Raw genomic sequence first — 15,170 nt, forward strand, 5'->3', positions numbered from 1 at the left:
TCTACCAACTTTATGGAGATGCGATGACCGCGCCCGCCGATCTCGACCCGGCCGCCGCCCGCTACGAGCTCAGCCACCTGCGCGCGCTGGAGGCCGAGGCGATCCACATCATCCGCGAGGTCGCCGCGGAGTTCGAGAAGCCGGTGCTGCTGTTCTCCGGCGGCAAGGACTCCATCGTCATGCTGCACCTGGCCGTCAAGGCGTTCGCGCCCGGTCGGCTGCCATTCCCGGTGATGCACGTCGACACCGGCCACAACTTCGACGAGGTGCTCCAGGTCCGCGACGACCTCGTCGCCGAGACCGGTGTGCGGCTGGTGGTCGCCAAGGTGCAGGACGATATCGACGCCGGCCGGGTCGTCGAGACGATCCCGTCGCGCAACCCCATGCAGACCTTCACGCTGCTGCGTGCGATCCGTGAGAACAAGTTCGACGCCGCGTTCGGCGGAGCACGGCGCGACGAGGAGAAGGCCCGCGCCAAGGAGCGGGTGTTCAGCTTCCGCGACGAGTTCGGGCAGTGGGATCCCAAGGCGCAGCGCCCAGAACTGTGGAACCTGTATAACGGTCGCCACCACAAGGGCGAGCACATCCGTGCCTTCCCCATCTCGAACTGGACCGAGTTCGACATCTGGTCCTATATCGGGGCCGAGAAGATCAAGCTGCCGTCCATCTACTACGCGCACCAGCGCCAGGTGTTCGAACGCGACGGCATGCTGCTGGCGGTGCACAAGTTCCTGCAGCCGCGCAAGGACGAGCCGGTCATCGAGAAGACCGTGCGGTTCCGCACCGTCGGCGACGTCACCTGCACCGGATGCGTGGAGTCGTTGGCAGGCAGTGTTTCCGAGGTGATCGCCGAAACCGCGGTGTCCCGCCTCACCGAGCGCGGCGCGACGCGCGCCGACGACCGGATCTCCGAAGCAGGTATGGAAGATCGCAAGCGCGAGGGGTACTTCTGATGTCCAGGGCTAGCGAAGCGACGGGAAAATAACATGGCAACACTTCTTCGCATCGCGACCGCAGGCTCCGTCGACGACGGCAAGTCGACGCTGATCGGCCGGCTGCTTTTCGACTCCAAAGCCGTCATGGAGGACCAGCTCGCCGCCGTCGAGCGCACCTCCAAGGAACGCGGAAACGACTACACCGACCTGGCTTTGGTGACCGACGGCCTGCGCGCCGAGCGCGAGCAGGGCATCACCATCGATGTCGCCTACCGCTACTTCGCCACCGCCAAGCGCAAATTCATCATCGCCGACACCCCCGGGCACGTGCAGTACACCCGCAACATGGTGACGGGTGCCTCCACGGCGCAGCTGGTGATCGTGCTGGTCGACGCCCGGCACGGCCTGCTGGAGCAGTCGCGCCGGCACGCCTTCCTGGCCTCGCTGCTGGGCATCCAGCACATCGTGCTGGCCGTCAACAAGATGGACCTCGTCGGCTGGGATGAGGAGCGGTTCAACAAGATCCGCGATGACTTCCACGAGTTCGCGGCGCGCCTGGACATCCACGATGTGACCACGATCCCGCTGTCGGCGCTCAACGGCGACAACGTCGTCACCAAATCCGATGTGGCGCCCTGGTACGAGGGTCCGGCACTGCTCAACCACCTCGAAGAGGTGTACGTCGCCGGTGACCGCAACCTGGTCGACGTCCGTTTCCCGGTGCAGTACGTCATCCGCCCGCAGACCCACGAGCATGCGGATCACCGCAGCTATGCGGGCACCGTGGCCGGCGGCGTCATGCGCACCGGTGATGACGTCGTCGTGCTGCCGGCGGGAAAGACCACCCGCATCACCGCCATTGCCGGCCCGTCCGGTCCGGTGGACGAGGCGTTCGCCTCGATGGCGGTGTCGATCAGCCTCGCCGACGATATCGACATCTCGCGGGGCGACATGATCGCCAGGCCCAACAACCAGCCCGATGTCACGAAGGAATTCGACGCCACCGTGTGCTGGATGGCTGATGGTGCAGCCCTCGAACCGGGCCGCGACTACATCATCAAGCACACCACCCGCACAACCAGGGCGCGGGTGACGGCGCTGGACTATCGCCTCGATGTCAACACCCTGCATCGCGACAAGAGCGCAACGGCGTTGAAGCTCAACGAACTCGGCCGCGTCACCCTGCGCACCCAGGTGCCGCTGCTGCTCGACGAGTACTCGCGCAACCCGGCCACCGGGTCGTTCATCCTCATCGATCCCGACAACAACGGCACCGTCGCCGCCGGCATGGTGCGCGACACCGAACCGGCGGCCAACCGCGCCGCCAGCCCCAACGCGGTGCGCCACCAGAATCTGGTGACCGCCAACGACCGGCTGTCCAAGGGCTCGACGGTGTGGTTCACCGGGTTGTCCGGATCCGGAAAGTCCTCGGTGGCAATGCTCGTCGAGCAGAAGCTGCTGGCCGCCGGTCGGCCGGCCTACGTGCTCGACGGGGACAACCTGCGGCACGGACTCAACGCCGACCTGGGCTTCTCCATGGATGACCGTGCCGAGAACCTGCGCCGGCTAGCGCATATCGCGACGCTGCTCGCCGACTCCGGACAGATCGTGCTCGTCCCGGCGATCAGCCCGCTGGAGGCACACCGCGAACTGGCCCGCACGGTGCACACCGAGCAGGGATTCGACTTCTACGAGGTGTTCTGCGACACCCCGCTGGAGGACTGCGAACGCCGCGATCCCAAGGGTCTCTACGCTAAAGCTCGCCGTGGTGAAATCACCCACTTCACCGGTATCGACAGCCCCTACCAGCGGCCCAAGAACCCCGATCTGCGGTTGACGCCGGAGCAGTCCGCCGACGAACTGGCGCAGCAGGTCATCGACCTGTTAGGTAGTCGGGAATGAGCGCCAGCGAGGAGCCGAAGGTGGATCGCGCATGAGCAGTGATCACGAACTCGCCGGCAGGCTGGCTACCGAAGCCGGCGAACTCCTGCTGGGAGTGCGCATCGAGTTCGCCGACGCCGAGTCCGCCGACCGAAAGGCTGCGGGGGACAAGCGGTCCCACGATTTCCTCATGGCCGCCCTGGCCGAGCACCGCCCGGGTGACGCGGTCCTCTCCGAGGAGGGCGCCGACGACAAGGTCCGGCTGAACTCCGAGCGGGTGTGGATCGTCGATCCGCTCGACGGCACCCGCGAGTTCTCCGAACTCGGCCGCGAGGACTGGGCGGTGCATGTGGCCCTGTGGGAGCGCGGCGAACTGGTCGCCGGCGCGGTCGCACTGCCCGCGCAGGGCGTCACGCTGGCCACCCCGACGGTCGCCGCGCCTCCGGCCGCCCCCGGCGCCCCGCGCGTCGTGGTGTCGCGTACCCGGCCGCCCGCGGTCGCGCTCGCGGTACGGGACGCGCTGGGTGGCACCCTGGTCGAAATGGGCTCTGCGGGAGCGAAAGTCGCCTCCGTGGTGCAGGGCATCTCCGATGTCTACGTGCACGCCGGCGGTCAGTACGAATGGGATTCGGCGGCCCCGGTGGCGGTGGCCCGGGCGGCCGGGTTGTTCACCTCGCGCATCGACGGTTCGCGGCTGGTCTACAACCAGTCCAACGTGTCACTGCCCGACCTCATCGTGTGCCGCCCGGAACTGGCGGACGCGGTGCTGGCGGTCACCAAGGCGCACTAGCGCCCCGTCGCACCGTCGATCAGCTCGCGCAGGATGTCGGCGTGACCGGCGTGGCGGCCGGTCTCCTCGATCATGTGGGTGAGCGCCCAGCGGACGCTGGGTGAGTCCCTGCCCGGCACCGGGTCGGACAGGTCGGTGCACCGGTCGAGGGCATCGTTGGCTTGGCGCACTGTCGCCCGATAGCGGTCCACGACGTCGGCCACGGTGTCGCCGGGGTCGGCGTGGAACGTCGCCGGCCAGTCGGTGACGTTGTCCCCGAGGAAAATCCAGCGTTCGACGCAGGTGACGTGCCTGAGCAGACCGAGCAGATTGGTGCCGGACGGCACGAGCGCGGTCCGCACCTGGGGTTCGGGGGCACCGTCGACCTTCGCCGCCATCGAGGTCCGCAGGTAGTCGAGAAAGCCGCGCAGCGTCTCGACCTCGGTGCCGTCGGTTCGCGGCGGCGGGGTATCGCGTCGTCGGGTCGGCACCGCACCAGTGTGGCGCAGGTGAGTGGCGAGGTGCGGGACCCTTGCCGTTCCGGCAAGGACAACTAGGCTGACCACATGAGTCGCCCCACCCTGCGCAACCTGGTCGATCTGCCCGCTACCCCGCCCGCGCTTCGGGATTCGGCGCTGGTGCTGGTGGACTGCCAGAACACCTACACCTACGGGGTGATGGAACTCGACGGCGTGCAGGCGGCCCTGGAGGAGACCGCCACACTGCTGGACCGGGCCCGCACCGCGGGCATCCCGGTCATCCACATCCAGCACAACGGTGGGCCGGGCTCGCCCTACGACATCACCGCCGAAGTCGGCGCCATCGTCGATTCGGTGGCCCCGCGCGACGGCGAACCGGTGGTGGTCAAGCAGTTCCCCAACTCGTTCGTGCAGACCGATCTCGATGAACGCCTCAAGGCCGTCGGCGCCACCAACCTGGTGCTGGCCGGGTTCATGACGCACATGTGCATCAACTCCACCGCGCGTGGCGGGTTCAGCCTCGGTTACGCGCCGACGGTCGTAGCAAGTGCCACCGCGACCCGGCCGCTGCCCGGCGTCGGTGGCGAAACCGTGTCCGCGGCCGCGCTGCAGTCCGCCAGTCTGGCCGCGCTCAATGATCTGTTCGCCGTCGTCGTCCCCGACGCCGCCGCCGTGCCGGACTGAGGGCTTCGGCACCGCGATAATTGGACTTGCTGGTCCAAAAAAACCGGATCACCATGGAGCCGTAACGCTCATGTGATGCGGAGGTGCGCAATGAAAGTCGGAACGTACGGTGTCTGGCAGCCGGGCTATGCGACGACGCCGGAGATGGCGGCGAAGATCGAGGCACTCGGATTCGGCACGCTGTGGTTGGGGGGCCCCGATCCCGCCCTCGACGGTATCGACGACCTGCTCGCCGTCACCGACAGCCTGGTGATCGGCACCAGCATCTACAACATCTACCGAGGCGATCCGGCGATCCTGGCGGCGTCCTATCGGCGCATCGAACGGCGGTTCCCCGGTCGACTGCTGCTCGGCATCGGCGTGGGACATCCCGAGCAGACCGCGGGCTATGTCCGGCCGATGGCCGCGCTGCGCGACTTTCTCGATGCCCTCGACACCCACGGGGTGCCCGTCGAGAACAGGGCGCTCGCCGCGCTGGGCCCCAAGATGCTCGAGGTGGCGCGCGACCGCACCGGCGGTGCGGTGCCCTACCTGGTGACCCCCGAACACACCCGCCGCGCCAGGGCGGCGCTCGGGCCGGACAAGCTACTCGCTCCCGAGCAGAAGGTGGTGCTCGAGCCCGATGCCGAACGCGCGCGGGCGCTGGCTCGGCCGCGGATCAAGCACCCCTACCTCGGCCTGGTCAACTATCGGAACAACCTGCGCCGGTTGGGATTCTCCGACGCCGACCTGGCCGAGGACGGCAGCGACCGGCTGATCGACGCCCTCGCCGTGCACGGCACGCCCGAGCGGGTGGCCGCAGGCCTGCAGGCGCATCTCGACGCCGGCGCCGACCATGTGCAGATACATCTGGTCACCGGGAACTCCGCGCCGCATCCGGCGATGCCCGAGGTGCTGCTGCAGGTGTACGACGACGCGGCCTTCCGCGCCTACGCAGCACTCGCACAGGCACTGGGAATCACGCCCTGACCCGATATTCGCAGGCGAACATGCGCAACTTCGGCCAAGCTGGTCCTTGTGAACACCGAGTCCGCAGCCGGTCAACCGTCCACCCGCGTCAGCCGGCTACGGGAGAAGCAGCGCACCGAACGCGAAGGGCTCGATGATCTGCTCGACAGCACACCGCTGGCCACCGTGGCGCTGATCCGCGACGGGCACCCCGTGGCCTTCCCGACCGGATTCGCCCGCCTCGGTGACGATCTGGTGATTCACGGTTCCACCGGCTCGCCGTGGATGCGGGCGCTCGCGACCGGCGCCCAGGCCGCGGTGTCGGTGACCGCGCTGGACGGAGTCATGGTGGCGCGCAGCGGGTTCGAATCGTCCTTCCGCTACCGCAGCGCGACGTTGTTTGGCACGTTCACGGTCGTGCCCGATGCCGACAAGAACCGCTACCTGGAAGCGCTGACCGATGCCTTCATCCCCGGGCGGGTGGCCGAACTGCGGGCCAGCACCGGCCGCGAACTTGCGGCCAGCCTGGCGCTGCGACTCCCGATCGCCGCGGACAACTGGTCGCTGAAAATCAGCGCCGGCTGGCCCGAGGATCCCGAGTCCGATGTGGCCGCCGGCGCGTGGGCCGGGGTGGTGCCGCTGACCGTCGGCTACGGCACCCCGCAACGTGCACCGGACTGCGATCCGGCGACTCCGCTACCCGCATCGGTGCAGGCCATGACCGGTCCGCTGCGCAACGCCGCGCCGCCACTTCGCTGATCAGCGGGCCTGCAATGGCACAATTCGCGGTATGCGGATGTCGGCGAAGGCGGAGTACGCCGTCCGCGCCATGATTCAGTTGGCCACCGTGGACGGCGGGGGACTGGTCAAAACCGACGATCTGGCCAAGGCGCAGGGCATACCGGCGCAGTTCCTGGTCGACATCCTGTCGGACCTGCGGACCGACCGGCTGGTGCGCAGCCACCGCGGCCGCGACGGCGGGTATGAGCTGGCCCGCCCGGCCGCCGAGATCAGCATCGCCGATGTGCTGCGCTGCATCGACGGGCCGCTGGCCAGCGTCCGCGACATCGGTCTGGGGGACCTGCCCTATTCGGGTCCGACGGCGTCGCTGACGGATGTGTGGCGGGCGTTGCGGGCCAGCATGCGCTCGGTGCTGGAGGAGACCAGCCTGGCCGATGTGGCCGCCGGGTCGCTGCCCGCGCACGTCGCGACGCTGGCCCGCGACTACCTGGGCCAGGAATCAGACCGGGGCCACGCGTCCAACTGACGGCCGAGCGTCGAGTTGTTGTCGAGATTCATGGAGAAACTCGACAACGCGTGCTCGCCGTGACCGTCGCGGCGGCCCGCGCAGGATCGGTGGTCTGCGGCACCCGCACCGTGGCCGAGCCGTCACCGGACTGGGCCCGCACCAGGTAGGGCCCCGGGGTCGGCAGCGAGATGTCGACGTCACCGTCGCGGGTGGTGGCCTTGATCTCTGCAGGTGCGTCGGCGAACCGCACCTGGACATCGCCGTCCCGCGTCTCGGCGGTGAACGACTCGCCGACCGAGATCGGCTGGCGAGTGTGGATTTCACCGTCTCGGGCGCGCACCTCGATCTGGCGCACCGTGCCCCGCAGCAGCACCGCGCCGTCGGTGGTGGTGGCGGTCAGCTCGTCCAGGTCGGCCTCGGCCATCAGCACACCGGTGTCCTGGCGGACCGTCACGGCCAACTGCCTGCCCAGCTCCGGGGGCACGGTGATGGTGAGTTCGCCGGGATCGCCCCAGGCCAGAAAGCTGCTCTGGGCATCGACGCGCAGCAGGGTGCCGTTGCTGTCGTTGGTGACGGTCAGCTCCTCGCGGTCACCGCGGTCGGTGGTCACCATGCGGACATCCACCCGCGGTGCGGTGGCATTGCGGTCGGCGACGATGCGCACCGCCATCGGGGAGGCGGCGGTGTCGACCGTCAGCGCCCGCATGTTCGGGGGCAGGTCGTGATGGTCGGTCACCAGCCGGAATGCGCTCAGCCCCAGGGCGGCCGCGGTCAGCAGGGCCAGGGTGGTCGCGATGATGGCGACGGCCGCGATCACCAGTGCCGCGCGTGCCGCCGTGCGTCCGCCCGGTGACAGCGACGGCGGTCCGGGGGCAGTGAGTGTGGTGGTCATGTGGTTCCCTCTCGGGGTCGGCACGGATCAGGATTCGAGGTGGCGCAGGACCGCGAGCACTCGCCGGTTCTCGCTGTCGTCGGGAGCCAGCTGCAGTTTGGTGAAGATGGAGGCGATGTGCTTTTCGGCGGACCCGACCGAAACATGCAGGGCCGCACTGATCGCCGAGTTCGTCTTGCCCTCGGCCATCAGTTGCAGCACCTCCTGTTCGCGCGGCGTCAGGGCATCCAGCGTGGCGCGTCGTCGTGAGCGCACCAGGATCTGGGAGACGACCTCGGGGTCCAGTACCGTGCCGCCGGCGCCGACCACCCGCACGGCATCGAGGAAGGCCGGGACATCCGCGATCCGGTCCTTCAGCAGGTAGCCGAAACCCTTTGTGTCCGAAGCAATCAGATCGGCAGCGTAGCGCTCTTCGACATAGTGTGAGAGCACCAGTACCGGTGAATCCGGGTTCTGGGACCGTAGCAACGCCGCGGCGCGGATGCCCTCGTCGGTGAAGGTGGGCGGCATCCGGACGTCCAGGATGGCCAGGTCGGGCTTCTGGTCGTTGACGATCCGCAGCAGTTCGGTCGCATCCGGGACGCCGGCGACGATCTCGTGCCCGGCGTCGGCGAGGATCCGCTCGATACCGGCGCGCAACAGTGCGGAGTCCTCGGCGATCACGATGCGCATGGCAGCACCGCCGTGACGATCGTGGGGCCGGTGACGGGGCTGGACACCGTGAAGGTTCCGCGGGCCGCTCGCACCCGCTCGGCCAATCCGCGCAGCCCCGTCGAATCCTCGTCGGTGTCGATGTGTGCGCCGCCGCGCCCGTCGTCGAACACCGAGACGTGCAATGTGTTGGCGGCCTCGTCGGTGCGTACCGTCACCACCGCCTGGGTGGCGTCGGCGTGCCTGGCCACGTTCGTCAGCGCCTCGGCGACGACGAAATAGGCGCACGCCTCGACCTCCTCGGGGAGCCGGACCGGCAGATGGATGTCCAGGGTGGTTGGCACGCCTGAGGTTTCGGTTCTCTGCACCACCGCCGAGAGCGCGGCGTCCAGACCGCGATCGGCCAGGATGGTGGGGGCGATACCGCGCACCACATTGCGTAACTCGGCCAGCGCGCTCATGGCATCACCATGGGCCTCGGAGATCAGCTTGCGTGCCGTCGGCAGATCGTTGTCCAGTTTCGTCTGGGCCAACCCGATCGTCATGGCCAGCGAGACCAGTCGCGGCTGCACACTGTCGTGTAGATCGCGTTCGATGCGGTGCCGCTCGGTCTGTGCCGAGGTGACCGCACCCGCACGGGCCTGCGACAGGGCACTCACCTCATGCTTCAACGCCGCGGTCGGCGAGGCCGCCAACAACCAACGGTCGATCTTGGCATCCACGGCGGGCGCGAAGATCAGGATCGCCACCGCCGCAGCCAGCGCAACCACCGCCAGCACCCAGGCCAGGGCGGGCGAGATGAACCGCAGACCGGCGTCATCATCGCTGCGCTGCACCGCCATTGCCGCGGCCGGGCCGAGGAAGGCGAAGGCGAGCAGGGCGACCGCGAGCCCGGTGACCAGCAGGTCATAGGTCATCCGCAGATAGTGGTGCCCCGCCGCCTTCCAGAATCGGGCACTGCTGATGTCGAGCCACAGCTGGTGGGCCCAGCGCTGGAATCCGGTGTAATGCGAGAGTGCCCGCGCCGGCACCGGGATCTGCAGGCCGAATACCGCTTCGCTGCGGGCCCGCTCGATCCACTCGACGCCGCGCATCAGATAGATGAACACCACCCCGGCGAGCAGGAACCCGACGATCGAGGGGATCGACGAGATCCCGATAACGAAGATGGACAGGGGAATCCAGAACCACACGACGGCCAGGAAGGCGCCGGTGATCATCGATGCCGTCGGGACGACGCCGAGATGACCGAAGCGCTGGTGCGGAGCGGACTCCGCGGCGACGGTGACGGGGGCACTGGACGTGATTGCGACCATGCGACCAACCTATGGACTCCTGCGCCCGGACGACACCGCGTTTCCCCGCCGGGTTGGTGGGGGTTAACCCCCGGATCGGCCGATCCCGGTGTCGATATCCGGCCCCCGTGCCAGAATCGCCGACGTGCGAGTCGGAATGACGATGCCGGTCATGGAACCGGACCTGGATGCGGCGACCCTCAAGACCTGGGCGAAGGTGATCGACGACGGGCCGTTCTCATCGTTGTGCTGGGGTGAGCGCATCGCGTTCGACAACCCGGACTCGATGACGCTGCTCGGGGCACTGGCCGCCTGGACCGATCGGGTGCGTCTGGTGACGACGGTCGTGGTGCCGCAGCTGCATGATCCAGTGGCGCTGGCCAAGGCGCTGGCGACCGGCGATGTGCTCAGCGGTGGCCGCCTCACGGTCGGCCTGGGCGTCGGTGGTCGGCACGAGGACTACCAGGCGGTCGGCGCTGATACCGCCACCCAGACCATGCGCGGGATGGCCGAGCGGGTCGCGGTGATGAAAAGGGTGTGGGCGGGGGAGAAGGTCACCGAGTCGGTGCTGCCGGTGGGACCGCCGCCGGTGCAACCCGGTGGACCCGAGCTGCTGGTGGGCACCATCGGTCCCAAGACGGTGCGCAGTGCGGCGGGCTGGGCGGCCGGGCTGGCCGGCACCACCCTGGACCTCGACGCCGATCAGCAGAACGACCTGTTCGACGTTGCCCGGCAGGCGTGGGATGCGGCAGGCAAGCCGAAACCRCACCTGGCCACGTCATTCTGGTTCGCGATCGGCGAACCGGAATCCGCCCGCGAGCAGGTGCGCCATCACCTGCTGCGCTATATGAACTGGATCCCCGAGGAGTTCGTCGACGCCATCGCCCCCACCACGGGATGGTCGGGCGGCCAGGACGAATTACTGGCCGTGCTACGCCGTTTCGAGAGCATCGGCGCCGACGAGGTGCACCTGATCCCGACATCGGATGACATCGAGCAGGTGCACCGCGTCGCCGAGGTGATCAGCGATCTCGGCTAGACCGGCACAACGGCAGGTGCCGGAACGTAATTGACCGTGTAGGCGGTGGCACTGCCGGGTGTGGTGATGATCTGGGTGGCGCCGCCGCCGTGCTCCCAGTCGCCGAACACGTACTGCTGGCCGTTGATGGTCTGCGGCGAGATCGCACCCAGTGTGCGGTTGACGCCGACCACGGCCTGCTCGGTATAGGTGCCGGTGTGCGGGATGCCGTCGATGGTGTACTTGGCGCCGTCGACGTTGGATCCGAAGGTGAGCGTCACCAGATTGGGGTGAATCTCCTTCTCCACCACGGTTTTCAGCCCACTGCTGTCGGTCACCGTCAGGATCACGTTGTAGTAGGTGTTGGACAGCTGGTGGAAGTCGACCGGGATGTCGAAGGTCAGATCCGGGCCGGTGACCTCGTTGACGAACGGGTGCGTGTGGTCGGCGTGATGGAAGACGACCCTCCATGAATACGCACCGGCTGGAAGCTGTCCGTCCTGCGGGTCGGTGCCGGTGGCGCCGAACGACACGGTGTCACCGGCGTTGTACATGTAGTCCTGGCCGGCCGGGACATCGAAATCGGCGACCGGAGGCGTGCTGCCGACCACGATCCGCTGAGTGGCGACGTTCTGCTTGCCCTCCCCATCGGTCACGGTCAGGGTGACGGTGTAGGCGGTGTAGCCGCCGGTGTTGGTGAAGGTCACCGTCGCCGTGTCCGACGTCGAGGTCTGTCCGTTGCCGAAGTCCCACGAGTAGGTCAGCGTGTCACCGTCGGGATCACTGGAGCCCCCGGCGTCGAAATCGACAGTGAGGCTGTCGCCGGCCCCCGAGGTCGCCGACGGGTCGATCACCGCGACCGGTGACCGGTTGCCTTCGGACGGCGTGATCACCAGCAGCGCACCCGGGTAGATGTTGAGCTGGTAGATCTCGCCTTCCGGGCCCTGGGTCAGTTTGACCACCGCACCCGCGCCACTATCGATCGTGCGCTCGCTGATCAGACTGGTGTACGCGTCGTCGAAGGTCAGCTCGCGGATCCAACCCAGCGAATAGTCCGCGATCCAGACCTTCTTCTGCCCGGCCACCGCGGTGCCGTCGTCGTAGACCATGACGGCGGTGATGGAACCGTTGCCGAAACCGGTGCTGTGCGGGTAGGCGTACAGCGGGTCAGCGAAACCGCCGCCTTCCGCACCTTCGGTGGTCGGCCAGCCGTAGTTGGCGCCGGGTTTGATCAGGTTGAGCTCTTCCCATTTGGCTTCACCGACATCGCCGGAGAGCACCGCCCCGGTGACGGGATCGACGCCGAACCGGAACGGGTTGCGCAGACCCAGGGCGTAGATGCGGTTGGTGTTGGGGTTGCCGGTCTCCGAATAGAACGGGTTGTCGGCGACGCCGGAGCCGTCGCGGTTGATGCGCAGAATTTTTCCGTGGATGTTGGTCAGATCCTGGGAGTTCTCGCTGGGGGAGGTGTTGTTGCCGACCGCCCAGTACAGGTACTGGCCGGTGGGGTCGAACTCCAGCTCGCCGCCGTGATGAAAGTCGTTGGCCAGCAGCGTCGATGTCACCAATACCTGCTCGTCGGACAGCGTATTGCCGACCAGGGTGAAGCTCGAAAGCTGGTCGTAGTTCTGGGCGTTGGTGTAGGCGACGTAGATCTTCTGATATCCCTCGGCATCGCTGTCCCAGAAGTTCGGGTCCACTTCGATGCCGATGAGGCCGCGTTCGCCGTTAGCGGTCACCACCGACAGGTTGAGCAGGGTAGTGATCTGCCCGGTGTGGGTGTCATAGGACTTGATGGCCCCGGACTTCTCGGTGATCAGGATCTGGTGCACGTGGCTGGGATCGCCGTCGTGCATGATCAACTCGAAATCGGTCGGCTCGTTCAGTCCGGAGATGAGGGTCGTGCGGTCGAACTCCTCGGGCAGGTTGATGCGGCCCTCGCATTCGGCCACGAACGCACCGATACGGGCCGAGATGGTGCGCCCCAACGGCGAATTGCCGAAATCGCCGATGAATTTGGTGACCGACGTCGTGACCTGGTTCACCCACTGTCCGAGCAGCGAGCGGTTGAAAAGACCGACCGCGACGTCGACCTGGCGGCGCGCCCAGCCCAGCACCGTCCACAGGACGGTGTTCTGCAGTGGATTGGCCGGCGCTTCCCCACCTGCGGCCCCCGCCGGCGCCATCAGGCCGTTGATCACGTTGAGTGCACCGTTGATGAGGGCACAGGCGCACGAGGTGACGAAGGTCCTGGTGCCCTGGAAGACCTGGTTGGGGGTCGGCAGGTGCAGTGCCGTCCCGATGGCTTTGCCCCAGTCTCCCAACGAGTTCGGTGCCGCCGCGGGTGCGTGCAGCGGAGTGATGGCGGCGGACGCGGCGATCGCCGGGCCGGTGAGGTCGGACTGCCGCGCGGTGAGCAGGGTGGTGGTGTTCTCTTCGGGGGCTGACAGCTCGTCCTTGTCGCGGGAGGAGGTGTCGTCGTCCACCGGTGTGATGAGGGACGTTTCTTCGGGCTCGGTCTCCGTTTCGGTGCCTGAGCCGCTTCCGGTTTCGGGCTCGAGCTCGGGGTCGGTGCCGGTGCCGGTTTCGAGCTCGGGATCGAGGTCCGCCTCGGTGTCCTCGTCGAGTTCGGTGTCGTCGTCCTCTTCGTCGAGCGGATCGGATTCGAGCCCGCCCTCTTCGTCCTCGTCGGACGGTTCGTCATCGACCGTCGTCCCGGTCTCGGTCGGGTCGCCGGTGCCGGAGGGGGTGGTGTCACCGGTTGCCGTCGGCGAAGTGCCGGTCCCGGTCGTTGATGTACTGGTTTGCGACCCACGCGTCGTGTCGTCGGCCCACGCCACCCCCGGTGAGGTGGCCACCGCCCCCGTCACGCCCAGTGCCACAGCAAGCGCGCCGACGCGGCCGATGTATCTCGCGTACACCGAGCCCGTCCCCACGCCGGGTGTTGCTGCTCGACGCGGGGCGAGCGGTGCGCCGTGGGCGGTCGGACGCCGGCGTGACGTGTTCACACCGGTCAGATCGGTGTGTTCGGCGGCGGAAAAAGAGACAACGCGGTCAATGGACGCCATGGGACTCCCCCCGGAGCAATCAGAATTAGCCGCCGGGCAGGCGGCGCTGATCACTATGGCACCCAAAATTGCCGATCGGGTTAAAACGAGTAAACAAATGGCGCCAACCCGCGAAAAATTCTGCGCGGTTCCGGCGTTGGTGGGCTGTTGCGGGGTTCGGAAGTTTGCGGCGTACCGCTATTTGCGGATGTTTCAGCGGTAACTGGATAGCGGGCAGGGCCCGATCACCAGGCGCCGATCGGCGGGTCGAACACGAAGGAACCATTGGACTCGAGGTTGAACGGCGCTGCCTTGGAGCCGACGACCGCTTTGGTGGAGTCGTGCACCTCGCCCTGTGCGCTCACGATGCCCATATCGCCGTTCCTGGTCTCACCCAGGCCGCGGGCTTCGCCGTAGTCGGCCGAGCGCAGGGCGTTTTCATCGATCAGCAGCGCCTGGCGGCTGGTGACCTGCGGGGAGGGGGCCATCTCTTCGACATCGGCGCTGGCCACTGCACTGCTCAGAGTCATGAATGCCGCGGCGACGGCGAATGAGCCGATCCCCAGCGCGGTGATCTTTGTGGTGGCAGTCATGTGCGTGTCCTTCTCTCCTGGCAGCCTGTCGAGGCCTGATACCGGGGAACGCTACGGCTGAAAGAGTCGCGGCGACGGGTGAGCAGGGCTATTCCCAACCACTTCACAGGCGGCGGCTGACTAACTGTCAGGAACCGTGTTCGCCTGGTCAGGCGTTCGCGAGGTCGTAGAGGTGCTCGGGCGTGACGATTTGCGCCACGGCCTTGGCGATCTGTCCCGCCGCGTGACCTTTGGGTACATCGGAGTTGACCGAAACCGCCAGCGTCGCATCCCGTTCCGGGAAATAGACCAGCACCGTCGTGTAGCCGGGGATATCGCCGTTGTGGCCGATCCAGCCGTGGGTGTCGAATATGGCGAAGGAGTAGCCCGCACCCGGCGCGGCGGCGCTGGGGTTGGCCAGCCGTCGCGCCTGCGTCTGAGGGCTGAGGGCTGAGGGCTGAGTAAGGCGCCGGTGCAGGCGACGGTGAAGGCAAACCGGATGCAACGCACAGCGGACCTCGCTTCTCGCGAAAGGGCTCGGCCCGACTATGTCGGACCCGCAGCAGCAGCGCAGGCGTTACTGGCTGGTGAGAGCCGATTTTCTGGCACGGCTGCCCGTGTCGGGTCAGGCCATTTGGCGCATGATTCGCAAACCCGATCTGGGCCGCTGTGCGCGGCGTTACACTTTCCAGCAATTGCTTCCGTCTCGCAGGACTAGGCCAGATGCGCGCTTAGCGGAGTGTGTGGAGC

Annotated in this window: 15 protein-coding genes; 8 read left to right on the forward strand and 7 right to left on the reverse strand. The window is 67.4% G+C overall.

Translation table 11 applies throughout. The features are described 5' to 3' along the window. Positions 1–23: 23 nt before the first annotated feature. The 3 genes from cysD to AC1DTF_RS31505 are packed head-to-tail and all read left to right on the forward strand — an operon-like array spanning position 24 to position 3,606. Positions 24–953, forward strand: a complete 930-nt coding sequence (cysD, locus tag AC1DTF_RS31495) for a sulfate adenylyltransferase subunit CysD (protein WP_057165906.1) — start codon at positions 24–26, stop codon at positions 951–953. A 33-nt stretch (positions 954–986) separates the two neighbouring features. Then, the gene (gene cysN / locus AC1DTF_RS31500; protein WP_057165907.1) at positions 987–2,837 is read left to right on the forward strand and encodes a sulfate adenylyltransferase subunit CysN; all 1,851 of its coding nucleotides are present in this window, start codon (positions 987–989) and stop codon (positions 2,835–2,837) included. Between the two features lie 31 nt (positions 2,838–2,868). After that, a complete protein-coding gene (locus AC1DTF_RS31505) occupies positions 2,869–3,606 on the forward strand; it encodes a 3'(2'),5'-bisphosphate nucleotidase CysQ (RefSeq protein WP_477476908.1) in 738 nt (245 codons plus the stop codon). On the opposite strand, the gene AC1DTF_RS31510 is transcribed toward AC1DTF_RS31505, so the two are convergent. After that, positions 3,603–4,076 (reverse strand): DinB family protein, encoded by a 474-nt coding sequence (locus AC1DTF_RS31510; RefSeq protein ID WP_477476909.1) that lies wholly within the window; start codon positions 4,074–4,076, stop codon positions 3,603–3,605. The genes AC1DTF_RS31505 and AC1DTF_RS31510 overlap by 4 nt on opposite strands. 75 nt (positions 4,077–4,151) lie before the next feature. Between AC1DTF_RS31510 and AC1DTF_RS31515 the strand changes: the two genes are divergently transcribed. The 4 genes from AC1DTF_RS31515 (at position 4,152) to AC1DTF_RS31530 (ending at position 6,963) form a co-directional block, all read left to right on the forward strand. Then, positions 4,152–4,748, forward strand: coding sequence for a cysteine hydrolase family protein (locus AC1DTF_RS31515; protein WP_477476910.1), 597 nt, complete (start codon positions 4,152–4,154; stop codon positions 4,746–4,748). Positions 4,749–4,838: 90 nt separating this feature from the next. Beyond that, positions 4,839–5,717 carry an LLM class F420-dependent oxidoreductase gene (locus AC1DTF_RS31520; protein ID WP_477476911.1) on the forward strand — a complete coding sequence of 293 codons (879 nt, stop codon included), beginning with the start codon at positions 4,839–4,841 and terminating at the stop codon, positions 5,715–5,717. Positions 5,718–5,765: 48 nt separating this feature from the next. Next, positions 5,766–6,455: a pyridoxamine 5'-phosphate oxidase family protein gene (locus tag AC1DTF_RS31525; RefSeq protein WP_057165922.1), complete on the forward strand. Its 690-nt coding sequence runs from the start codon at positions 5,766–5,768 to the stop codon at positions 6,453–6,455. A 31-nt stretch (positions 6,456–6,486) separates the two neighbouring features. After that, positions 6,487–6,963, forward strand: a complete 477-nt coding sequence (locus AC1DTF_RS31530; protein WP_057165923.1) for an Rrf2 family transcriptional regulator — start codon at positions 6,487–6,489, stop codon at positions 6,961–6,963. Between the two features lie 28 nt (positions 6,964–6,991). Here the strand turns inward: AC1DTF_RS31530 and AC1DTF_RS31535 are convergent, their stop codons facing one another. Genes AC1DTF_RS31535 through AC1DTF_RS31545 form a run of 3 tightly spaced genes read right to left on the reverse strand, consistent with a single transcriptional unit; the run spans position 6,992 to position 9,804 of the window. Next, the gene (locus AC1DTF_RS31535) at positions 6,992–7,837 is read right to left on the reverse strand and encodes a DUF4097 family beta strand repeat-containing protein (RefSeq protein ID WP_477476912.1); all 846 of its coding nucleotides are present in this window, start codon (positions 7,835–7,837) and stop codon (positions 6,992–6,994) included. Between the two features lie 27 nt (positions 7,838–7,864). After that, positions 7,865–8,509, reverse strand: coding sequence for a response regulator transcription factor (locus AC1DTF_RS31540; RefSeq protein WP_477476913.1), 645 nt, complete (start codon positions 8,507–8,509; stop codon positions 7,865–7,867). Beyond that, on the reverse strand, positions 8,497–9,804 hold the full coding sequence (locus AC1DTF_RS31545) for a sensor histidine kinase (protein ID WP_477476914.1): 1,308 nt from the start codon (positions 9,802–9,804) through the stop codon (positions 8,497–8,499). The genes AC1DTF_RS31540 and AC1DTF_RS31545 overlap by 13 nt, the downstream gene beginning before the upstream one ends. 136 nt (positions 9,805–9,940) lie before the next feature. Here AC1DTF_RS31545 and AC1DTF_RS31550 point away from each other — a divergent pair, with 136 nt between their 5' ends. Further along, a complete protein-coding gene (locus tag AC1DTF_RS31550) occupies positions 9,941–10,822 on the forward strand; it encodes an LLM class flavin-dependent oxidoreductase (RefSeq protein ID WP_477476918.1) in 882 nt (293 codons plus the stop codon). On the opposite strand, the gene AC1DTF_RS31555 is transcribed toward AC1DTF_RS31550, so the two are convergent. From AC1DTF_RS31555 to AC1DTF_RS31565, 3 genes are all read right to left on the reverse strand, one after another. Beyond that, positions 10,819–13,869 (reverse strand): PQQ-dependent sugar dehydrogenase, encoded by a 3,051-nt coding sequence (locus AC1DTF_RS31555; RefSeq protein WP_477476915.1) that lies wholly within the window; start codon positions 13,867–13,869, stop codon positions 10,819–10,821. The two genes, AC1DTF_RS31550 and AC1DTF_RS31555, sit on opposite strands and share 4 nt — an antisense overlap. 224 nt (positions 13,870–14,093) lie before the next feature. Beyond that, entirely contained in the window at positions 14,094–14,441 is a 348-nt protein-coding gene (locus AC1DTF_RS31560) for a hypothetical protein (protein ID WP_477476916.1), read from the reverse strand. A 148-nt stretch (positions 14,442–14,589) separates the two neighbouring features. Beyond that, positions 14,590–14,925, reverse strand: a complete 336-nt coding sequence (locus tag AC1DTF_RS31565; RefSeq protein WP_477476917.1) for a serine hydrolase — start codon at positions 14,923–14,925, stop codon at positions 14,590–14,592. Positions 14,926–15,170: the final 245 nt, after the last annotated feature.

The sequence above is a fragment of the Mycobacterium sp. P4_H6 genome, from assembly GCF_056400845.1.

Bases quoted from the DNA above. Each gene is read 5' to 3' on its own strand.
- AC1DTF_RS31515 (WP_477476910.1), top strand. From the start codon at position 4,152: ATGAGTCGCCCCACCCTGCGCAACCTGGTCGATCTGCCCGCTACCCCG.
- cysD (WP_057165906.1), top strand. From the start codon at position 24: ATGACCGCGCCCGCCGATCTCGACCCGGCCGCCGCCCGCTACGAGCTC.
- AC1DTF_RS31535 (WP_477476912.1), bottom strand. From the start codon at position 7,837: ATGACCACCACACTCACTGCCCCCGGACCGCCGTCGCTGTCACCGGGC.
- AC1DTF_RS31540 (WP_477476913.1), bottom strand. From the start codon at position 8,509: ATGCGCATCGTGATCGCCGAGGACTCCGCACTGTTGCGCGCCGGTATC.
- AC1DTF_RS31545 (WP_477476914.1), bottom strand. From the start codon at position 9,804: ATGGTCGCAATCACGTCCAGTGCCCCCGTCACCGTCGCCGCGGAGTCC.
- AC1DTF_RS31560 (WP_477476916.1), bottom strand. From the start codon at position 14,441: ATGACTGCCACCACAAAGATCACCGCGCTGGGGATCGGCTCATTCGCC.
- AC1DTF_RS31555 (WP_477476915.1), bottom strand. From the start codon at position 13,869: ATGGCGTCCATTGACCGCGTTGTCTCTTTTTCCGCCGCCGAACACACC.
- AC1DTF_RS31520 (WP_477476911.1), top strand. From the start codon at position 4,839: ATGAAAGTCGGAACGTACGGTGTCTGGCAGCCGGGCTATGCGACGACG.
- AC1DTF_RS31505 (WP_477476908.1), top strand. From the start codon at position 2,869: ATGAGCAGTGATCACGAACTCGCCGGCAGGCTGGCTACCGAAGCCGGC.
- cysN (WP_057165907.1), top strand. From the start codon at position 987: ATGGCAACACTTCTTCGCATCGCGACCGCAGGCTCCGTCGACGACGGC.
- AC1DTF_RS31530 (WP_057165923.1), top strand. From the start codon at position 6,487: ATGCGGATGTCGGCGAAGGCGGAGTACGCCGTCCGCGCCATGATTCAG.